The organism is Arthrobacter sp. MDT2-16, from assembly GCF_054510925.1.
This window is the reverse complement of record NZ_JBTNDP010000008.1, coordinates 70,355-86,015: the sequence shown is the minus strand read 5'-3', so window position 1 is coordinate 86,015 and position 15,661 is coordinate 70,355. Positions and strand designations below refer to the sequence as shown.

The window sequence follows — 15,661 nt, the reverse complement described above, 5'->3', positions numbered from 1 at the left end:
GTTCAACCACAAGGAGAACCGCAATGAGCAACGCAAAGGATGTGACTGACGCGTCATTCGACGCCGACGTCCTGAGGTCAACCAAGCCCGTCATCGTCGATTTCTGGGCCGAATGGTGTGGTCCCTGCCGCATGCTGTCACCCATCCTCGACGACATCGCCGCCGAGCACGCGGAGAAGGTCGACGTCGTGAAGGTGAACGTCGACGACAACCCCGCCATCGCCGCAAAGTACGGGATCACCTCCATTCCCGCCGTCTACGTCTTCCAGGGCGGGGAGGTCGCGGCGACCTCGATCGGTGCCAAGCCGAAGCAGGTGCTCGAGCAGGAGTTCGCAGCGTTCATCAACTGATCTTTCGTTGATAGAAGGGCCCGCCGGTTCCCGGCGGGCCCTTCTTCTTGCCCGGTGATGCCGGCCCTCGCATCGACGGGTATGTCCATCGACCCGTCCCGCGCATCCTCCGATCCCCATCGCTCGTGCGTCCACCGCCCGTCCGGGGGGCTCGACCCGGTCCGGCCATCCGGAGCGGACACCGTTCCCGGTCGCTCCAAGGCGTGGACACAGGTTTCACGTGAAACGGCGCCCGAAGGGGTGTCTCTTCGGATTCGTCGGTGAATGACGTCGTAGGGAGATGCACCTGTGAAGCCCACACCGGAGAGCCCTAATCGACGCGCGGCGCGTCATTCCGTCGAGAGGACCGGCAGCGCACAAGCAGGGCTCCCGATACCATGCGCTCAAGCGAACAGAACGGATGATCCGGCGACCTCCGCCCCTCCATCAACGGCGGCTCATCCTGGCCGACTCCTGCAGTGCGGACACCGGATGGTGTCCGACGGGTCGGCCCACCGATCAAAGCAGATCGGCCATGACCGACGCGGAAGGATGACGTGGCTGGGGTCAGCTGAGCGGCTGGTGATAGCCGCGGCGACGAGCCATCCGGTTGCAGCGCCTGTACATAACGCTATCGGAGGGATAACAACCTCCCACAACGGACTGTGGACGGGCTGCTGATGCTACACCGTCTCGAGAAGCGTAGGAATATCTTCGACGCCCATTTCTGCCCGGACCATATGTAGTACTGCCCAGGTCCATGACTCGAAGGAACTGATCCTACTCTCTTCCGCCGAATTGTTCCCGTCGGTCGGGATGACGATCGATGTCTTGCGGAACCTCGACACTGCCCCGACCACTGGGGCCTACACGTCCAAGCCAGACGGGCGAGTACCCGGTCGACATGAGGTTCCACGTGAAACACGACGAGTCGGAGCTAAAGCCGTCCCAGTGGGTGCGCGGGGTGCCGCGCGGGAAGGTTCCCCGAGGAAGTGACCCATGAAAAACGGCGGGACCACGGGCGACATGCTGACACGGGTAGCAGTGCCCTGGGGTCGGGTGGCGTGGAGGACGGAGGGGTGGGTACCCGCCCCGTGGCTGCGCCGGTGTGAGCAGAGCACCATGACCCGAGTGGGCAGGGTCAGGCGAGCTGCGCTGCTCCTGCCCGAACCCGCAGCTCCGGATGCGCGTCGTACACGCTTCACGGGCCTCCGCTCAAGAGGGGTTCATGACCAGTCGCCCTGCCGCCTTGGCGCCTTGGCGCCTTGGCGCCTTGCCATGCTGGTCGACAACCAGGGGGGCTGCGGTAGCTCGTGCGCCCTGAGCCTTGCTCCCGTCCTATCGGTCGTAGAAGCTTGCCGTGTCTGCGCAAGGGACGGCGAATCGGATGGAACCTTTCAGCGAATGCCGATTACCGCTGCCACGGACGAGCTCATCGACCTGCCCGACCGCGGAGGGTCGAAGCTCCTTCCTTAGCCGGTTCCTGGCGCTGCGAGTGGAGAACGAAGATCGTCGGGGCGTGCCGCCGGCGGATTCTAGGCTCCCCATCGTAAGTTGCTAGTTCGGTTTCACGTGAAACACACTCCGCGCTCGTTCTTGCACTGACGTCGTAGTCCGCAGGGTGGTGCCTCCCATCCAGTTTCACGTGAAACCGCCCGTGACTATAGCAGCGTCGCTTCCTCCTCTCGCCCGCACTGGGGTTGCCCTGATCTTCAGACCAGCGCTTGCGAGTGCCCTGGACTAGCTGCAGCCAGTCCTCTCGCGATGTTCTCGTCGAACACCGATGGCTCGGGGCGACCAGGGCTCGAGGGGCCCAAATAGTCCGTTGACGGCGCAGCGGACGTCTTCGCGCGCCTCCACATAACCCGAGCAGCTACATTGACGATTCTTCGCTGCGAGCTCAGGGAAGCGCCTCTGCTGGAGCGAGGCGGTCAGGCGTGATCGACGGTCGGTAGGCGCTGGCATTGCGCGAACCCAGCATTTGATCGTGTCAACAGCAGAATCGGCCGTACCCAGACAGGGTAGGACCCGCGGTGCTGGACCCCGCCCATCATCCCCGCTGCGCTGGATCGGGGTCCGGCGACCGGGGGCCGGTGACCAGCGACCAGCGACCGGGACAATCTCGCACGTTTCACGTGAAACCATGGGCCGGGTCACCTGGACCGTCAGGCCAAAGGGCTGTGGGCGGAGTACGGGCAGCGCGACGCAAGCTATGTCCCTTATGCGCTGTCCGCCTGTCCGCTGCCGATTCAGGGTCAAAGGGCGCATCGCGAGAGAATAATGTCCAAGCCACCTCACGGGCCGGGTCAGTAAGTGGAACGGTACTAGGGCCGGCCGCGGCCGCGCTATGCACGATTCAGCCCCGACTTCGGCATGCAAAACGATGGCTATAGCTGGCATGAAGATGGGACCACCACCCACGCGGGGGGATCTCGTACAGAACCGCTGGTGCTCTCCAGTATGGCCTGCTCGCCACTGCCTTCCACGTGCGCTGCCGTGCCTGGTCATGCTGCACGAAACACTTGCTGATCCGTCAGCGCACATGTTGCGACTATTGCAGCTGTAGCCTTATCTGTCATGTAGACCGGCAGACCACGGCTCCCTCTGGTCGTCGACCGAAGAAGCGTTCGACCTGGTGAACCGCGCTTCGGGGTGTTTCACGTGAAACGAGGTTCGCGCCGTTCGAGCCATCCGTACACAAGGACAGGCGAGACAGCGCGTTTTAAACAAACTGTCCTTCCTCCGGTCGTACGGAGCACTTCCAGCGTTGAACGATGGCAGCACTTCACTTCCAACGCGATCGATCCGTAGCGGAAGACACACGAGCGCCTTCGGCTACAGCAAACGACTGAAGCGCCGGCGTCGGAGCCGAGAGGCCGCTTGGCCGACCAGACGTACCAACGACGACCACCAGAAAAGCGAGAGGGCCCTGTTTCACGTGAAACAAGGCCCTCTCGCTTTTCAGCTGGCACATCAGTCCGCGGCCGGCGACAGCACCCCGATGATGCGGTTGAGGTCGTCAACGCTGGCAAACTCGATGCTCACACGGCCCTTCTTGGCCCCCAGTGTGATCTTCACATTGGTGTCGAGGCGATCCGAAAGGGAAGTCGCCAGGTAATCGAGTCGCTCATGGCGGGCTCCATCCCGGGGGGTGGAAGGCTTACTCGCCCTCCGCAGTCCGCCACTCAGGGCTACTATCTCCTCGGTCGACCGAACAGACAACCCCTCAGCTACGATGCGCTGAGCCAGCTTCTCCATATCGGCAGCATCCGCGAGGCCGAGCAGCGCCCGAGCATGCCCGGCGGAAAGCACGCCGGCCCCAACCCGACGCTGTACCAGCGGAGGGAGCTTCATCAATCTCAGCGTGTTCGAGATCTGCGGGCGCGACCTGCCGAGGCGCCCCGCCAGCTCGTCATGCGAGCATCCGAAGTCGTCCAATAGCTGCTGATAGGCAGCCGCTTCTTCAAGAGGATTCAGTGCACTTCGATGGAGGTTCTCGAGGAGAGCATCCCGCAGCAGATCGTCGTCGAGCGTGGAGCGGATGATGGCGGGGATTACCGCCAGACCCGCTTCCCGCGACGCACGCCAACGGCGTTCACCCATGACCAGCTCATAGCCCGTCTCGCCGTTCTCCTGTGAGGGACGGACGACCACCGGCTGCAACACGCCGATCTCGCGGATGGAGTGCACCAGTTCCGCGAGTTCGTCCTCGTTGAACTCGACGCGGGGCTGCTTCCGGTTCGGGTGAATACTGTCGAGGGGGAGCTCGGCGAACGTCGCCCCGGGCACCTGGAGCAGACCATCCTGGCTCTTCACCCCAGAGGTCGTCGGGGCCGCCTCGTCGGTCGTCGATGTCTCACGTGATCCTGACTCCGTCGCGCTGGGCAGGTCGGACCGGTCATCCTTCGACTCCGCAGGAGAAGTAATCGCCGTTCTCGCAGACCCGGCTTTCGACCGAGGCGTGCTCCCGACATCCTGCCTCTCCGCGTCGGCACCTGCTGTCTCGGTAGCAGAGGCCTGCGCGTCCGCGGCGGACACGACCGACGGCGCGGGCACAACCTCCGCGGACCCGTCGGTGACCGACTTCTTCAACGCCTCCTGCTGCTCCGAACGAGCGCCGGCACCTTCCTCCGCACTGCCCTCGTGAGCGGGCTGCTCGGACGACTCGGCGCGTCCCTTCGTCCCGCTACCGGCCGCAGTGGTCTTCCGCGCGGACGACTTCGCTACCCTTTTCGTTTGTGCTTCCAAGACATTCTTGTTGATGCCGCTGCGGAGCGCAGAGGAATAGGAGCGGGGCTGTTCGGCCACGTCCTCCTCGGTGACCCGCTCGAAGAACAGATCGACGGGACGGCCGCCCTGCTTCTTCGAGGATTCCGTTGCACTGGTACGAGACGATTCCTCTTGCTGCGGAGCAACCTCGACCGGAGCCTCCTCAGGAACCTCTTCCGGGGCGCTGGGGATGAGGGCACCGAGCCCTCGACCCAGTCCCCGCCGCTTTTCCGCCATGTCATTCCTTCCGATCGATGGAGCAGGACTCCACCACTACTCCGTGTTGGACCCGTCGAACGGACGAGCCCGAGGTCCTGCTACGAGCGCGAGGCTATCTCCGATGCCGCTTCCTGGTAGGAGAGGGCGCCGCTCGAGGATGGGTCGTAGGTCATGACGGTCTGCTGGTAGCTCGGCGCCTCGGAGATGCGGACGGACCGGGGTACAACGGCCTTCAGAACCTGCTCGGGGAAGTGCTCGCGCACCTCGGCAGCTACCTGCGCGGCAAGGTTCGTCCGTCCGTCGTACATCGTCAGCAGGATCGTCGACACCGTGAGGTCGGCATTGAGGTGCTTCTGGATCATCTCGATGTTCTTCAGCAGCTGGCTCAGTCCCTCGAGGGCGTAGTACTCGCACTGGATGGGGATCAGAACTTCCTTGGCCGCGACGAACGCGTTGACGGTCAGGAGTCCCAGGCTCGGAGGGCAGTCGATGAAGACGAAGTCCAGACGCGGCTCGCCCTTTTCCTGACGCTCCTTGGCATACACGTCGATCGCGCGGCGGAGACGCTGCTCGCGGGCCACCAGGGACACGAGCTCGATCTCGGCGCCCGCTAGGTGGATCGTGGCGGGGGCACAGATGAGGTTCGGCACGTCCGGGCACTTGGCGACGACGTCACCCAGCGGGACGTCATCGATCAATACGTCGTAGATCGAGTCCACGTCCGCATGATGGTCGATGTTGAGGGCGGTCGACGCGTTGCCCTGCGGGTCGATGTCGATGACCAGGACCTGCAGGCCGGCGGAGGCGAGGGCGGCCGCGATGTTGACCGTCGTCGTCGTCTTGCCGACCCCGCCCTTCTGGTTGCTGATGGTCATGATGCGTGTGCTCTGTGGCTTGGGGAGAGCCTTGCCCAGCAGCTTCTCCCGCCGCTTGGCCTCACTGGCCAGTTCGCGACCGAGCGGCGAGGACTCGTCCATGGCCTCCATGACGTTCCTGCCCTTGCTCTGTTTCCTCGGCGCCGGCGCATCGATGGCGTCCGAGGCAGACGCGGAGGTTTCACGTGGAACCACGCCGGTATTCGCCGGGTCTGCAAACACATCGGGTTGTATTTCCCGAAGACCGAGAGCAGGCGCGGTTGCAGCCACCGAGAAGGGCTCGGACTTCAGGGTAGGGGCGTCCTTGATGGTCACTCAGTAACTCACTCTCACATGCCAGACGTCGTTATCTACAAGGGTAGCCGCTCACCGCCACCTCATGAGGCGCAGCGCGGCCACGGGAGTGCCACGGATCAAGCGGTCCTGACGGGGATGCGGACGACCGTGGTCGGCTCCGGAAGGACTCCACTACCGACGGTGACGATCTCCGCGGTTCCGCCGCCCAGTTTCCGGATCATCTTGCGCGCCTTCTCGATCTCCTCGGACGCACTCCGGCCCTTGATCGCGAGGACCTCCCCACCCGGCTTAGCCAGGGGGATGGTCCAACCTGCGAGCGTGGACAGTGCGGATACGGCGCGCGCGGTGACGTAGTCACCGGCGATCTGTCCGACCATCTGCTCCGCTCGGGCGCGATGTACCGCCACGTTGGTGAGCCCGAGGTCGTCGACCACCTCGTTCAGCCATGTCACCCGACGCTCGAGGGGTTCCACGAGGTGCAGCGACAGGTCCGGGCGCGCGATGGCGATCGCCAGTCCCGGGAGTCCCGCCCCGCTCCCGACGTCCACCGTGGACGCACCCTGTCCCATGAGGTCGGCCACGACCGCGCAGTTCAGGACATGCCGACCCCACAGACGGGGTACCTCCCGGGGGCCCAGCAGGCCGCGCTCGATCCCGGAGGACGCGAGGTGTGCGACGAACCCGCGGGCCGTGTCCAACCGTGCGCCGAAGACCGCTTCAGCTGCTACCGACTCCTCCATTGAGGGCTCGGGGAACACCCCGGTGCTCGGCTGTGGTGCGTCAGTCATCACTGGGTGACACGACGATGTGCCGTGCAGCGCCCTCGCCTTCGGACTCGCTGAGGAGACCCAGATCCGCCACGACGTCGTGCACGATCTTGCGCTCGTAGGCGGACATCGGTTCGAGTGCCACGTCCTCGCCCGTCTCCTTCACCGTGTCGACCGCGTCCTGGGCGATCTTCGCCAGTTCGCGGCCACGACGATCGCGGTAACCGTCGACGTCGAGCACCAGGCGTGAGCGGGAGTCCGTCGCGGTCAGGACGCTGAGGCGCGTGAGCTCCTGCAGAGCCTCGAGCACCTCCCCGTCCCGTCCGACCAGCGAACTGAGCCCGGCGTCGGACCGGTCCTCGGAGACGATGGAGATGTACGTGCGGCCGCTGCGGACCTCGATGTCGATGTCGCCGTCGATGTCGGCGATATCCAGCAGCTCCTCGAGGTAGTCGGCGGCCACGTCGCCCTCCTCATCGAGCCGGGAGGCCTTGGTACCACCGTCGGTCGCGACGTCGTCGTCGGACGCGGTACCACCTGGATCGGGAGTGTGCTCTTCGTTGTCTACCGTCATCGCTTCTTCCTCTTCTTGCGGGGCTGCACACGCTGGCCCCGTGGCTCCGGAACAGCTTCGATCGCGGGCTCGGTCTTCCGCTCACCGAGGAGCTGGACCGTGGGCAGGCCCTTCTTCGCGCGCCTCTCGGCGAATGCCTTTGCCGCCGGTGAACCGGGCGTGGGCATGCGGCGGATGACGTAGAACTGCTGGGCCATGGTCCAGATGTTGGTGGTGGTCCAGTACACCAGGACGCCGATGGGGAAGTTGATGCCGCCGATACCGAACACGAGCGGGAGGATGTAGAGCATGATCTTCTGCTGACGCATGAAGGGGCTCTGCATGGCCTCCTCGGACATGTTCTTCGCCATGATCTGCTTCTGCGTGATGAACTGCGAGGCTGTCATCGCGATGATCATGATCACGGACAGGATGACCACGCTCGCGTTCCAGTTGGCGCCGAAGCTGCCCAGGAACGTGGAGGAGAGGGGTGCGCCGAAGATCGTCGCATCGTCGAACTGCCGTACAGATTCCGGGGAGAGGGCGCCGATCTCGGTGCCCTCCTCGCTCGCGCGGGAGATGCCGTTCAGCACGGTGAAGAGCGCGAAGAAGAACGGCATCTGGATCAGGATGGGCAGGCATGCCGCGAACGGGTTGGTCCCGTGCTTCTTGTACAGCGCCATCTGCTCCTGCGTCATCGCCTGGCGCGAGAGCTGGTCCGTCTTACCCTTGTACTTCTGCTGAAGCTTCCGCAGGTCCGGCTGCAGGGCCTGCATGCCTCGCTGGGCCTTGATCTGCTTCACGAAGACGGGGATCAAAGCGGCACGGATGACGACGACGAGCCCGACGATCGACAGCACCCAGGTCCAGCCGGACGCGGGGTCCATTCCGAGGAACGTGAAGCCCTCGTGGAACATGAACATGATCCACGACACGAGCCACCTGAACGGCGCCAGGATCGTCTCGAAAAAATCCATAATCAGTTAGCTCCTCAAGCCGCCGGGCGGCTTTCGTCATCGGCCGGGATCACCGGATGGTTCAACACAACAATCGAGGGGGTCTTCCCATCCGGGAAGACCCTGGAACCGGCGGGCACGTGGTCCACGCCGCCGTCGTTCCAGGGGTTGCAGCGGACGAGCCGCCTGGAGGCGAACCACACACCGCGCACGAACCCGTGAACGGTCACGGCCTCGAGCGCATAGGCGGAACAACTCGGGTAGAACCGGCATACCGGCCCGTACAGCGGAGAGACGACCTTCCGGTACGCGATCAGGAATCCGATCACCGCCAGGCGGGGCAGCCCGACGACAAAGGCCAGCACACTGATAGCGACCCTGCTCACGATACTCTGCCTTGCCTTTCCGCCGACGCGGAGCCGTCCAGCCTGCGGACCACCGTGGCGACGCAACCGGAGAAGTCCTTCTGCAGGGCCGGCCAATCGCTGTCCGCGGCCGCTGGTAGCGCACGGACGACGACGTCGTACCCGTGCGGGTGCAGAGCGACCCACTCCGCCGACACGTGACGAAGCCTTCTCTTAACGAGGTTGCGGATGACCGCGTTCCCGACGTTCTTCCCGACGATGAAGCCGACGCGGGAGGGCGAGGAGTCGGGGGTTCTGGAGCCGTATAGCACGACGTTCCGGCGCCCTGAGCGGGCACCGGAACGTACGGTACGTGCAAAATCCGCCGCCGTCCGCACCCTGTGGATCATCGGTAGCACTACGGGGTCCTGTTCTCTGTCCGAGCGAGGAACCCTGTGCCCGCGCGATCACCCGAAGGACGCATGGCGTGGGAGGAACCGCTTATGCCGAGAGTTCGGTACGGCCCTTGCCGCGGCGTGCCGACAGGATGGCACGACCAGCACGGGTGCGCATGCGAAGACGGAAACCGTGCTTCTTGGCACGACGGCGGTTATTCGGCTGAAAAGTCCGCTTGCTCACTGTAGTTACTCCAGAACGATCTTGAGATGCGTCCGGCCCATTGCAACAAGGGGGAAGAACAGACTGACGCGATGAAGGTGTACATCCGACATTCGCGGAAAAGCTGTCACATCCCGAGGCCACTTAGTACCCGGAAACATCAGTGATGGCATGCGAAATGCAGACATGTTGGACTACATAACGTTAGGGGACGCGGCTCGGGGGCGTCAAACCCGCTGTCACCAGCCTGTGGACCCGTTTTCCACCAGCCTGTGGACAACTGCTGCCGGAGTCGCACTACACGTCGGCCCGGCAGCCCCGCGTGAGTCCCTTCACAGTGCCTCCGGTGCCGCTCCAGTCCGCTATCTTCTGCACTTTTCATCCTCTAGTCTTGGCTCTGGTCCGTTTATCCACGAGCTGTGTACAACTCTGTGGAGAACGGACCTTGTCGAGTGCGGACAGCACAGCCAAGAGAGGATTTCGTGGGTACAGATGAGGTCAACGACGTCGGGAGCTCCTGGCGCAAGGTCATCCGGACCCTCGAGCACGACGATCGCGTAACACCGCGCCAGCGGGGGTTCATGGTGCTGGCCCAGGCCCAGGGACTCATCGGCACCACCATGCTCATCGCCGTCCCGAACGAGCTGACGCGCGAAGTCCTGCAGACCCAGCTCAAGGCAGCCCTGGACGAGGCGCTGCGCGATGTGTTCCGCGAGGACATCCAGTGCGCCTTCGTGATCGACCCCGAGCTGACGCCCGTGGCCGAGGAAGCCCCGGAGCAGGAACCCGAGCGGGTCTCGCCCGAGCCGAAGGGCGAGACGAAACCCTCACCCACGCCGCCCAGCAACTCCTCCGAGTTCGGCCGACTCAATCCCAAGTACATCTTCGACACGTTCGTGATCGGCTCGTCGAACCGCTTCGCCCACGCTGCCGCGGTAGCGGTGGCCGAGGCGCCGGCGAAGGCCTACAACCCGCTGTTCATCTACGGCGACTCGGGCCTGGGCAAGACCCATCTCCTGCACGCCATCGGGCACTACGCCCGACACCTCTACACGGGGATCCGCGTGCGCTACGTGAACTCCGAGGAGTTCACCAACGACTTCATCAACTCGATCCGCGACGACGAGGGGTCGAGCTTCAAGCAGACCTACCGCAATGTCGACATCCTGCTGATCGACGACATCCAGTTCCTCTCCGGCAAGGACCGGACCATGGAGGAGTTCTTCCACACCTTCAACGCCCTGCACAACCACAACAAGCAGGTGGTCATCACCTCGGACATGCCGCCCAAGCAGCTCATCGGGTTCGAGGAGCGCATGCGGTCGCGGTTCGAATGGGGTCTGCTGACCGACATCCAGCCGCCGGAGCTGGAGACCCGCATCGCCATCCTCCGCAAGAAGGCGATCAGCGACAGCCTGAGTGCACCGGACGACGTCCTCGAGTACATCGCCTCGAAGATCGCGACGAACATCCGCGAACTGGAAGGTGCCCTGATCCGGGTCACCGCCTTCGCGAGCCTCAACCGCCAGCCGGTGGACGTGAACCTGGCCGAGGTGGTGCTGAAGGATCTCATCTCCGACGACGGCGCCCAGGAGATCACCTCGACGGTGATCATGGCGCAGACCGCGGACTACTTCCAGATCAGCATGGACGAGCTGTGCAGCAAGTCGCGCACGAGGACCCTGGTGACGGCGCGCCAGATCGCGATGTACCTGTGCAGGGAGCTGACGGACATGTCCCTGCCCAAGATCGGGCAGGAACTCGGCGGCCGCGACCACACGACGGTCATCCACGCGGATCGGAAGATCCGCGAGCTCATGGCGGAGCGGCGCGCCATCTTCAATCAGGTCACCGAGCTCACCAACCGCATCAAGCACAAGCAGCGCGAAGCCTGACCGGCCGGTTACTCGAATCGCACCCCTGTAATTAACAGGTGTGGACACAGCTGTGGATAACTATGGGCACAGGGACCCTCAACCTGAGGAAAACCCCCGTCCTGCCTGTGGATCCGCAGAATGACAAGGATTCTGCCCACAGCCGCCGGCAGGAGGCCGTCGCCCGGACACACACGTTATCCACAGGGCAGATCCGCATCAGCGCCCCGACCAGCGCACTTATCCACAGAATCCACAGCAGTTATTAACACTACGAACCTTAAACTTCAAAAGTTCTTCAGATAACACTCCACGTCCCGTCCGTCCCCCCGCCCGCACCGCCCTGCTGCGCAGGAGCGCTACCCGGCTAAGCTGTTCCGCAGTAGGGTTTGTAGTTCCCGTGCCCGGAGACCTCCGCGGACGACCTCCGACCCAACCATCCGCCGGTGCTTCGCCGGTGGCTGTTTTTTTGATCTGGCGAAAGGCGGCACTGCTCCGTGAAATTCAGAGTCGAGCGGGATGTACTTGCGGAGGCCGTGTCCTGGACCGCCCGCTCCCTGTCACCGAGACCACCCGTCCCCGTTCTCGCGGGCCTGCTGATCAAGGCAGAGGGTGGCTCGCTGAGTCTGGCGAGCTTCGACTACGAGATCTCGGCCCGGCTGGAGATCGCAGCCGATGTCCTCGAGGAAGGCACGATCCTCGTCTCAGGCCGTCTTCTCGCCGACATCTGCAGGAGCCTGCCGTCCGCACCCGTCGAGGTCGCCACCGACGGTTCGAAAGTCACCCTCACCTGCCGGAACAGCCGCTTCAACCTCGCGACTATGCCCGAAGGGGAATACCCGGAGCTGCCCAAGCTCCCCGCGGTCAGCGGCGTCGTCGACGGTGATGCCTTCGCCCAGGCCGTCTCGCAGGTGATCATCGCCGCGAGTCGTGACGACACCCTCCCGATCCTCACCGGTGTCCGCATGGAGATCGAGGACGACCTCATCACGCTGCTGGCGACCGACCGCTACCGCCTCGCCCTGCGGGAGGTGTCCTGGAAACCGTCGACCCCCGGGATCTCCACCAGCGCCCTCGTAAAGGCGAAGACCCTCAACGAGGTCGCCAAGACCCTCGGAGGTGCCGGCGATCTGAACATCGCCCTCTCGGACGACTCCGAACTCATCGGCTTCGAATCCGGTGGACGCCGGACCACCTCCCTGCTCGTCGACGGGGACTACCCGAAGATCCGTTCGCTCTTCCCGGACAAGACGCCCATCCACGCCACGGTGCAGACGAGCGTGCTCGTCGAGGCCGTCCGCCGTGTGTCGCTCGTCGCGGAGCGGAACACCCCCGTGCGGCTGGCGTTCACCGAAGGCCAGGTGACCCTCGACGCCGGTACCGGGGAGGACGCCCAGGCGTCCGAGGCCATCGAGGCGACACTCGACGGCGACGACATCACCGTGGCCTTCAACCCCCACTACCTCAGCGAGGGTCTGGGCGCGTTCAGCAGCCCGTACGTCCGGTTCTCCTTCACCTCACCCCCCAAACCCGCGGTGATCTCCGCGCAGGATGACGCCTCCGGCGAGGACAGGGAAGACTACAGGTACCTGCTGATGCCCGTACGGCTGCCCAACCAGTAGCAGCACCGCAGGTATCCCGACCGGCCCACCGGCCGGACACATCGTCAGAAAGAGAAACTCATGCACATAGGTCTCATCGGACTCGGCAAAATGGGATTCAACATGAGGGAACGCCTTCGCAGGAACGGCATCGAGGTCACCGGCTTCGACCGCAACCCCGACCGCACCGATGTGTCCAGCCTCGACGAACTGGTGTCCGCCCTTCCCGCACCCCGGATCGTCTGGGTCATGGTCCCCGCCGGCCAGATCACCGACGCCGTGGTCAAGGACCTCTCCGAGGTCCTGTCCGAGGGTGACCTCGTGATCGACGGCGGCAACTCGAAGTTCACGGACGACCAGATCCACGCGACCCTGCTCGCCCAGAAGGGCATCCGGTTCCTCGACTGCGGTGTATCGGGCGGGGTATGGGGTCTCGAGAACGGCTACGGGCTGATGGCCGGCGGCCTCGAGGACGACGTCGAACGCGCCATGCCGATCTTCGATGCACTGCGGCCCGAGGGCGAACGCGCGGAGAGCTTCGTGCATGTGGGCGATGTGGGCGCCGGACACTACGCGAAGATGGTCCACAACGGCATCGAGTACGGACTCATGCAGTCCTACGCCGAAGGGTACGAGCTACTCGAGGCCAAGGACATCGTCAAGGACGTGCACGGCACCTTCGCCGCCTGGCAGAAGGGCACCGTGGTCCGCTCCTGGCTGCTGGATCTCCTGGTTAAGGCGCTGCAGGAGGATCCCGGACTGTCGCAGATCGCCGGATTCGTCGAGGATTCCGGTGAAGGCCGGTGGACCGTGGAGGAGGCCATCGCCAACTCCGTGCCGGCGCCGGCTATCACTGCCGCCCTGTTCGCCCGGTTCACCTCCCGGCAGGAGGACTCGCCGTCCATGAAGATGGTGGCCGCCCTGCGCAACCAGTTCGGTGGCCATGCGGTGAAGCCCGCCCAGCCGAAGTAGGCAGTTCCCGGTGTACGTCGAGCACCTCTCGCTCACCGGGTTCCGGAGCTACCCGCAACTGGACACGGCGATCGAACCCGGCATCACGGTCTTCGTGGGTCCCAACGGCGTGGGCAAGACCAACATCGTGGAGGCGATCGGTTACCTGGCCACCCTGTCCTCGCATCGGGTGAGCAGCGACAAACCGCTGATCAGTTTCGGCCAGGACCGCGCCATCATCCGTGGCCGGTTCGTCCGCGGCACGCAGCGCACCGGCGTCGAGGTCGAGATCAACGCGGAGACGGCGAACCGTGCCCGGATCAACAGGGCCAACCCCGTACGGGCACGGGATGCGGCGGGGATCCTCAAGACCGTCCTGTTCGCCCCCGAGGACCTGGCGCTCGTCAAGGGCGACCCCTCCGGACGGCGTCGGTACCTGGACGAGGTCATGGTGTCGCTGCTGCCGCACCAGTCGGCGCTGCGTGCCGACTACGAGCGTGTGCTCAAGCAGCGCAACGCCCTGCTGAAGTCGGCCCGGGCCGCGGGACGGTTCTCGACAGGACACGAAGCCACCCTCGATGTGTGGGACCAGCACCTCGCCGAAGCCGGTGCGCGACTCCTGGCCGCACGGCTCCTGCTCGTCGACCACCTCCGCCCCCACGTCCAGCGTGCCTACAAGGAGCTCACGGACGGGTCGAAGGTCGCGGACATCGTCTACCTCCCGAGCGTCTCGTCGTCTGCGGACCTCGCCATGGACGACGACGGCGCGGACGCCCTGCACGACGGTGAGCGGGAGCGGCTCGGGGACCTCGAGCTGCCGGCGCTCACCGATCTGTTCGTGGAGAACCTCCTGCGCCACCGCAGGAAGGAACTGGACCGCGGCATCTCCCTCGTGGGTCCGCACCGCGACGAGCTCGGCCTCCTCCTGGGCCAGGCACCGGTGAAGGGGTACGCGTCCCACGGGGAGACGTGGTCGATGGCCCTGGCCCTGCGGCTGGCCTCCTACTACCTGCTGCTCGAGGAGGACCACACGCCGGGCGGCGATCCAGTCCTGATCCTCGACGACGTCTTCGCCGAACTCGACGCCCAGCGGCGTACCCGCCTCGCCGCGATCGTGGCGCCGGCCGAACAGGTGCTGGTCACGGCGGCCGTGAGCGACGACATCCCCGCGGCACTCCTCGGCCGGCAGATCCGCGTGGTCCCGGGAGGACTGGCAGAGACCACGGACGGCCCCAGATCTGTCGCGGAGGACCGCGACGAGCCCGCAGCCGTCCCTTCCGCCGGAGAGCCTGATGCCTGAGGAGCGACACGGGGAGGATCCGGCGTCTCCCGCGGTCCCCGACCGGGAAGAGATCCCCGATCGCGGACCGGACCCGTCACGGACGCCCGATCCTCCGGAACAGGACGCCCCGCAGGCCCTCTTGAACCGGCTTCGCAGCGCCTCCCAGGCCAGGGGGACGCCGCGCGGTCCGGCTCCGAAGCAGCAGAGCAAGGCACCGCGGCGCCGGTATTCGCCCGAACCCACCTACGGCGGGCGGGATCCGGAGGGCGTGGGCAACGTCTTCTCGAGGATGCTCGCGGAACGCGGCTGGAAATCGCCCGTGGCCATCGGGTCGGTGCTGTCCCGCTGGGACGAGATCGTCGGAGCTGACATCGCGGCACACTGCGTCCCGGAGAGTTTCGACGCCGACACCGTCCTCGTCCGGTGCGATTCGACAACCTGGGCCACCCAGCTGCGGCTGATGACCCCGCAGGTGCTGCAGCGGTTCGAGGCCGAGCTCGGCGCCGGTGTCGTGAAGCGGCTGTCCGTCGTCGGACCCGCCGCGCCGAGCTGGCGCAAGGGCGGCCGCTCCGTCAAGGGACGCGGTCCGCGCGACACCTACGGGTGAGCCGGGAGCGGAAGGCCGCATCCGCTGAGCGGCCTGTAGCGCAATCAGAGGGCCGTCCGTCGTATCCGTCCTCATGGAAGGACCCGCTACTGTCTCTGACCCCGGTTTCTTGGCCGGTG

Annotated in this window: 14 protein-coding genes; 6 read left to right on the top strand and 8 right to left on the bottom strand. The window is 65.1% G+C overall.

Annotated elements, in window-relative coordinates:
* The first annotated feature begins 23 nt into the window (after nt 1–23).
* Complete coding sequence (trxA, locus tag ACX80N_RS14190; RefSeq protein WP_459339904.1) at nt 24–350, top strand: thioredoxin; 327 nt, start codon at nt 24–26, stop codon at nt 348–350.
* A 2,952-nt stretch (nt 351–3,302) separates the two neighbouring features.
* Here the strand turns inward: trxA and ACX80N_RS14185 are convergent.
* The 8 genes from ACX80N_RS14185 to rpmH form a co-directional block, all read right to left on the bottom strand.
* Entirely contained in the window at nt 3,303–4,577 is a 1,275-nt protein-coding gene (locus tag ACX80N_RS14185; protein WP_459340010.1) for a ParB/RepB/Spo0J family partition protein, read from the bottom strand.
* 338 nt (nt 4,578–4,915) lie between these two features.
* Nucleotides 4,916–5,803 carry a ParA family protein gene (locus ACX80N_RS14180; protein ID WP_105032218.1) on the bottom strand — a complete coding sequence of 296 codons (888 nt, stop codon included), beginning with the start codon at nt 5,801–5,803 and terminating at the stop codon, nt 4,916–4,918.
* Between the two features lie 302 nt (nt 5,804–6,105).
* Entirely contained in the window at nt 6,106–6,729 is a 624-nt protein-coding gene (gene rsmG / locus ACX80N_RS14175) for a 16S rRNA (guanine(527)-N(7))-methyltransferase RsmG (protein ID WP_459340009.1), read from the bottom strand.
* Between the two features lie 40 nt (nt 6,730–6,769).
* Nucleotides 6,770–7,330: a Jag family protein gene (locus ACX80N_RS14170; protein ID WP_105032219.1), complete on the bottom strand. Its 561-nt coding sequence runs from the start codon at nt 7,328–7,330 to the stop codon at nt 6,770–6,772.
* The gene (gene yidC / locus ACX80N_RS14165; protein WP_105032220.1) at nt 7,327–8,286 is read right to left on the bottom strand and encodes a membrane protein insertase YidC; all 960 of its coding nucleotides are present in this window, start codon (nt 8,284–8,286) and stop codon (nt 7,327–7,329) included. Before yidC ends, ACX80N_RS14170 begins: the two co-directional genes overlap by 4 nt.
* 14 nt (nt 8,287–8,300) lie before the next feature.
* Nucleotides 8,301–8,651: a membrane protein insertion efficiency factor YidD gene (gene yidD / locus ACX80N_RS14160; protein WP_459339903.1), complete on the bottom strand. Its 351-nt coding sequence runs from the start codon at nt 8,649–8,651 to the stop codon at nt 8,301–8,303.
* The gene (gene rnpA / locus ACX80N_RS14155; RefSeq protein ID WP_240615199.1) at nt 8,648–9,019 is read right to left on the bottom strand and encodes a ribonuclease P protein component; all 372 of its coding nucleotides are present in this window, start codon (nt 9,017–9,019) and stop codon (nt 8,648–8,650) included. The genes yidD and rnpA overlap by 4 nt, the downstream gene beginning before the upstream one ends.
* A 91-nt stretch (nt 9,020–9,110) precedes the next feature.
* Nucleotides 9,111–9,248, bottom strand: coding sequence for a 50S ribosomal protein L34 (gene rpmH / locus ACX80N_RS14150; RefSeq protein WP_022892375.1), 138 nt, complete (start codon nt 9,246–9,248; stop codon nt 9,111–9,113).
* Between the two features lie 461 nt (nt 9,249–9,709).
* Between rpmH and dnaA the strand changes: the two genes are divergently transcribed.
* The 5 genes from dnaA to ACX80N_RS14125 all read left to right on the top strand — a co-directional run bounded on the left by dnaA (nt 9,710) and on the right by ACX80N_RS14125 (nt 15,542).
* Nucleotides 9,710–11,122 carry a chromosomal replication initiator protein DnaA gene (dnaA, locus tag ACX80N_RS14145; RefSeq protein ID WP_105032223.1) on the top strand — a complete coding sequence of 471 codons (1,413 nt, stop codon included), beginning with the start codon at nt 9,710–9,712 and terminating at the stop codon, nt 11,120–11,122.
* A 476-nt stretch (nt 11,123–11,598) separates the two neighbouring features.
* Nucleotides 11,599–12,723 carry a DNA polymerase III subunit beta gene (dnaN, locus tag ACX80N_RS14140; protein ID WP_105032224.1) on the top strand — a complete coding sequence of 375 codons (1,125 nt, stop codon included), beginning with the start codon at nt 11,599–11,601 and terminating at the stop codon, nt 12,721–12,723.
* A gap of 60 nt (nt 12,724–12,783) precedes the next feature.
* A complete protein-coding gene (gnd, locus tag ACX80N_RS14135; protein WP_105032225.1) occupies nt 12,784–13,674 on the top strand; it encodes a phosphogluconate dehydrogenase (NAD(+)-dependent, decarboxylating) in 891 nt (296 codons plus the stop codon).
* A gap of 10 nt (nt 13,675–13,684) precedes the next feature.
* Nucleotides 13,685–14,953, top strand: a complete 1,269-nt coding sequence (gene recF, locus ACX80N_RS14130) for a DNA replication/repair protein RecF (RefSeq protein WP_459339902.1) — start codon at nt 13,685–13,687, stop codon at nt 14,951–14,953.
* Nucleotides 14,946–15,542, top strand: coding sequence for a DUF721 domain-containing protein (locus ACX80N_RS14125; protein ID WP_459339901.1), 597 nt, complete (start codon nt 14,946–14,948; stop codon nt 15,540–15,542). Before recF ends, ACX80N_RS14125 begins: the two co-directional genes overlap by 8 nt.
* Nucleotides 15,543–15,661: the final 119 nt, after the last annotated feature.